This window comes from Antarcticimicrobium sediminis (genome assembly GCF_004348975.1).
Taxonomy (GTDB): Bacteria; Pseudomonadota; Alphaproteobacteria; order Rhodobacterales; family Rhodobacteraceae; genus Antarcticimicrobium; species Antarcticimicrobium sediminis.
In genome coordinates this window covers 1-5,004 of record NZ_SMFP01000043.1, presented here as the reverse complement: position 1 = coordinate 5,004, position 5,004 = coordinate 1, and the positions used below count along the sequence as shown (strand labels likewise).

The 5,004-nt window shown below is 61.3% G+C and carries 4 protein-coding genes and 2 pseudogenes; 5 read left to right on the top strand and 1 reads right to left on the bottom strand.

Annotated elements, in window-relative coordinates; translation table 11 throughout:
- The 4 genes and pseudogenes from rfbB to E1B25_RS22700 all read left to right on the top strand — a co-directional run.
- Positions 1-896, top strand: an 896-nt coding sequence (gene rfbB, locus E1B25_RS21795; RefSeq protein WP_132831664.1) for a dTDP-glucose 4,6-dehydratase, incomplete at its 5' end; no start/stop codon positions are given.
- On the top strand, positions 893-1,747 hold the full coding sequence (gene rfbD / locus E1B25_RS21790) for a dTDP-4-dehydrorhamnose reductase (RefSeq protein WP_245510826.1): 855 nt from the start codon (positions 893-895) through the stop codon (positions 1,745-1,747). The genes rfbB and rfbD, both read left to right, overlap by 4 nt.
- Position 1,748: 1 nt before the next feature.
- A complete protein-coding gene (gene rfbA, locus E1B25_RS21785) occupies positions 1,749-2,648 on the top strand; it encodes a glucose-1-phosphate thymidylyltransferase RfbA (protein WP_132831662.1) in 900 nt (299 codons plus the stop codon).
- Positions 2,649-2,732: 84 nt separating this feature from the next.
- Positions 2,733-3,018, top strand: a pseudogene (locus E1B25_RS22700) (IS6 family transposase); the annotation flags it as partial.
- Between the two features lie 505 nt (positions 3,019-3,523).
- On the opposite strand, the pseudogene E1B25_RS22890 reads toward E1B25_RS22700, so the two are convergent.
- Positions 3,524-4,090: pseudogene (locus E1B25_RS22890) on the bottom strand (transposase); the annotation flags it as partial.
- Between the two features lie 94 nt (positions 4,091-4,184).
- Here E1B25_RS22890 and E1B25_RS21765 point away from each other — a divergent pair.
- On the top strand, positions 4,185-5,004 hold an 820-nt coding region (locus E1B25_RS21765), incomplete at its 3' end, for an IS256 family transposase (RefSeq protein WP_132831660.1).

Here is a 5,004-nt window from a genome sequence, read left to right as displayed (position 1 = left end):
CCTTTGTGCAGGCCGATATCCGCGACCGCGCCGCGCTTGATGCCGCCTTTGCCGCGCATCAGCCGGATGCGGTGATGCATCTGGCGGCGGAGAGCCATGTCGATCGCTCGATCGACGGGCCGGGGGATTTCATCGAGACCAATATCACCGGCACCTACAACATGCTGGAGGCGGCGCGCGCCTATTGGATCGGGCAGGGCAAGCCGCAGGGCTTTCGGTTTCACCATATCTCGACTGACGAGGTCTATGGTTCGCTGCCCGCCGACCCGTCGGTCAAGTTCACCGAGGACACCCCCTATGATCCGCGCAGCCCCTATTCTGCCTCCAAGGCGAGCTCGGATCACCTGGTGCGGGCCTGGCACGAGACCTATGGTCTGCCGATCGTCCTGACCAATTGCTCAAACAATTACGGGCCCTATCATTTCCCCGAAAAGCTGATCCCGGTGATCATCCTCAATGCGCTGGCGGGCAAGGCGCTGCCGATCTACGGTGATGGCTCCAACGTGCGCGACTGGCTTTATGTCGAGGATCACGCCGAGGCGCTGCTGTGCGTGTTGCAAAAGGGGCGGCTGGGCCGATCCTATAATATCGGCGGCGAGAACGAGCGCAGCAATCTGGAGTTGGTGAAAACGCTGTGCGGTATTCTTGATGCGTTGCGGCCGAAACCGGCGGGCTCCTACGCCGATCAGATCACCTTCGTCACCGATCGCCCCGGCCATGATGCGCGCTATGCAATCGACCCCAGCCGCATCCGGCAGGAGCTGGGCTGGCGCCCTTCCGTGACGGTCGAGGAGGGGCTGACGCGCACCGTGCAATGGTATCTCGACAACGAGGATTGGTGGCGCCCATTGCAGGCGCGCGCCGGTGTTGGCGAGCGGTTGGGGGTCAAGGCGTGACCGGGCTGCTGGTGTTCGGCCAGACCGGTCAGGTGGCGCGCGAGCTGCAGCGGCTGGACTCCGGGGCGCGGTTTCTGTCCCGCGCCGAGGCCGATCTCACCGATCCTGCCGCCTGCGCCGCAGCGATCCGCGCCCACGCCCCGTGCGCGGTGATCAACGCTGCCGCCTATACGGCGGTGGACCGCGCCGAGGGTGAGGAAGCGCTGGCCACCACGATCAACGGTGCTGCCCCGGCGGCCATGGCGGCGGCCTGTGCCGGGCTGGGCGTGCCCTTTGTCCAGATCTCGACGGATTACGTGTTTGACGGCTCTGGCGAGACGCCCTGGCACGTGGGCGATCCGGTGGCGCCGCTCAACGCCTATGGCCGTTCCAAGCTGGTGGGCGAGGCGGGGGTGCGCGCGGCAGGTGGTGCATATGCAGTGCTGCGCACCTCCTGGGTGGTGTCGGCGCATGGCAGTAATTTCATCAAGACCATGTTGCGGTTGGGGAAAGAACGCGAGACGCTCACCATCGTGGCCGATCAGATCGGCGGGCCGACCCCGGCGGCGGATATCGCGGCGGCCTGTGTGCATATGGCCAAAACCCTCGTATCAGAGCCTGAAAAACGCGGGACCTATCATTTTTCCGGCGCCCCGGATGTCAGCTGGGCCGGCTTCGCGCGCGAGATCTTCGCGCAGGCCGGCATCAATTGCGCGGTGCGCGATATTCCCACATCCACCTATCCCACCCCGGCGGCGCGCCCGCTCAATTCCCGGCTTGATTGCGCCACGTTAGAGACTGTTTTCGGCCTTTCCCGCCCGGACTGGCGGCGCGGGCTCACGGATATTTTGAAAGATCTTGGAGAGACATGACATGAGCAAGCGCAAGGGCATCATTCTGGCCGGCGGCTCTGGTACCCGGCTGTACCCGATCACCATGGGGCTGAGCAAACAGCTGCTGCCGGTCTATGACAAGCCGATGATCTATTACCCGCTGAGCGCGTTGATGCTGGCCGGGATCCGCGAGATCTGCATGATCACCACGCCGCAGGACCGGGCGCAGTTTGAACGCACGTTGGGCGATGGCAGCCAGTGGGGGGTGTCACTGAGCTATGTGGAGCAACCCAGCCCCGACGGGCTGGCGCAGGCCTATATCCTGGCCGAAGCGTTTCTGGATGGTAGCCCGTCGGTCATGGTGCTGGGCGACAATATATTTTTCGGCCACGGTCTGCCCGAGTTGATGCAGCGCGCCTCGGCGCAGGAGGCGGGCGCCACGGTCTTTGGCTATCGCGTCTCGGACCCCGAACGCTATGGCGTGGTGGAATTCGACGATGCGGGGCGGGTCCGCAGCATCATCGAGAAGCCGGAGACGCCGAAATCGGACTACGCGGTGACCGGGCTCTACTTCATGGACGGCACGGCACCGGAGAAGGCGCGCAGGGTGAAACCCTCGCCGCGCGGTGAGTTGGAGATCACCTCTCTGCTGGAAATCTATCTGGCCGAGGGATCGTTGAGTGTGCAGCAGATGGGGCGCGGCTATGCCTGGCTCGATACCGGGACCCATGCCAGCCTGCTGGACGCGGGCAATTTCGTGCGCACCTTGGAGGAACGCCAAGGGCTGCAGGTCGGCTGCCCGGACGAGATCGCCTATGGTCAGGGCTGGATCAGTGCCGAGGACCTGGCGGCGCGGGCCGCGATGTTCGCCAAGAACAGCTATGGCACCTATCTGAGGGATCTCGCGCCCTACGACCCAATTCACGCCAAAGACGCGTGAAGCTGCAACACAGACAACCATAGATACCCATGAAATGGGGATTGTCAATTTGTTTACTCTTGGGCTTTCTCATAGGCTATCGTGATGAAGATACCTTGCGCGCGGCCTAAGCTGAAGGGTTTCAGTTTGCCCTCGCGAAATCGTCGCCTATGCTGTCTGAGCGTATCATCGATTTGCGCTCAGCACGGCGGATGTCGACGATCTGCTTGCCGAATGCGGCATGATAGTTAGCCGGGAAACCATCCAGAACTGGGTGAACCGGTTTGGTCGCCATTTCGCCGATTACATCGAGCATAACAGGCTAGGCACCAGTTCTAAATGGCACCTGGATGAAGTCGTTCTACCGAGCAATGATGTGAAGTTCTGGCTTTGTTGCCGTGATTGACATCGAGCCCTTCCTCACTCGACTTGCGGGTGCAAATGGCGCAGCGCAGGCCACGTTCGAGAGCGATTTGAACTTCCGTCTCCGCCAGTCGAAGCCGTCTTTCTGGACGATCTGTCATTCCAAGGGCGCAAGATCCCCTCGTGACGGAGTGTAGCAGGTGCCAAACCATCGATCATAAGTCTTTCGCCTGTTGCGGGCTGATACAAGATCAGAGCTTACATCCATCGTTTTGCGGCCCACCCTCCCCTTTCATTCTATTTCGATCCAGCCCCCCGGTCCTGCCATACGGGTCTGTTCTTGATTTCGATGGAGCCAGCATCCCTCAGATGGATGAAACGACCTTCAATCCGGTTGCTTTCATTGGCAAAGTAGGACCACCGGTCCTACCCACAAGCAAGAGCCACAGCAGAACTGATCTGGTCATATTTTTTCGCGCGGTAGTGTCCCAGCACGTGGCGTAGTTTGTTCTCCGGCTGGATTTTGAGCCGGTTTACAGGGCGGCGATTTTCGCCGGGTCCATAGTGTTATCCTCGCAGATGGCGGCGACGGTTTCCAGCGTCATGTAACGGCGAGTGACCGCTCACTCGTCGTTCTGCTCCAGCGTCAGCGCACTAACGAGTGCGTTTGATGGCTGGCTCGTTGGGGAAAATACCGATGACATTGGTGCGACGCTTGATCTCTTTGTTTAGGCCCTCAAGCGGGTTAGTGGAATGGATCTGTCGCCAGTGAGCCTGCGGGAAAGTCTTGTAGGCTAGCACGTCGTCTTCAGCGCGGAGCATCAGTTCAGCGAGCTTAGGATGGCGCGGCTGAATTGGCCCAGTGTTCTTTCGACGCTGCAGCGTGTCTTGCTCAAAGGCCGTCCTGAGCGCCGCTGTGACAATGGGCTGTCTTTCTTGCCGGCACAGGCCAGCGCATTTTGCATGAAATGCACGCGGCAGCGCTGGATGGTGGCATCCAGCACTTTGGCGGCGGCACCTTTCAGGCCCTTGTGTTCATCGGCGATGATTAGCTTGACCCCACGCAGACCCCGATCCATCAGAGCGCGCAGGAAGGTCGTGTCGCGAAGGTGGTGGAAATTTGAAGGTGACGTAATCTCCGGGTGAACTCAAACCCACCCAACCGGCGGCAGCAACCGCCAGGGAGATCACGCCATGAAGAACAATACCGACACTACCGCGCTTTCGCTACTGGCCAATGAAGCGGGCTTTGATCCGATCGAGGATCGGCTACGAGAGAATATCCGCGCCACGATTGAGGCGGTTTTCGAAGAGGAGCTGGACGCGTTTCTGGGGCGCTGCCGTTATGACCGGGGCACCAAAAAACCTACGGGGTACCGCCACGGGCATCGCGAGCGCCAACTTGTCGGCACCTTCGGCGCGGAAACGGTCAGCGTGCCGCACGCCCGCGCCATCGATGAGGCCGGCAATACCACGGAATGGCGCTCAAAAGCGCTGCCGCGTTACCAGCGGCTGACGAAGAAAGCCGAGGCCTTGATTGCCTCGGTCTATCTGGCCGGAACCAACACGCGGCGGGTGAAGCGGGCGCTGTATGGTCTATTCGAAGGGGCGGTGGGCAAGGACGTGGTCAGTCGGGCTTGGCGCAAGGTGAAGGTCGACTGGGATGCCTGGGTGGCGCGCAACCTGGCCGATGAGGGCATCGTCCGGCTGATCCTCGACGGCACGGTGATCAAGACACGCATCGACAAGAAGGCCACGAATATCTCGGTGCTGGCGGCCATAGGCATACGTCGGGACGGACAGAAAGTGCTGCTTTCCATCAAGAATATGGGCGGTGAAAGTAAAGCTGCCTGGGCCGAGTTCCTCGGCGATCTCGATGCGCGCGGCCTCAAACGGCCGGAGTTTGTCATTGTCGACGGCGCCCCCGGGCTTGAGGCCGCGCTTGTCGCGCTCTGGGGAGAGGATCTGGCCGTCCAGCGCTGCACAGTTCACAAGCACCGCAATCTTCTGGGCC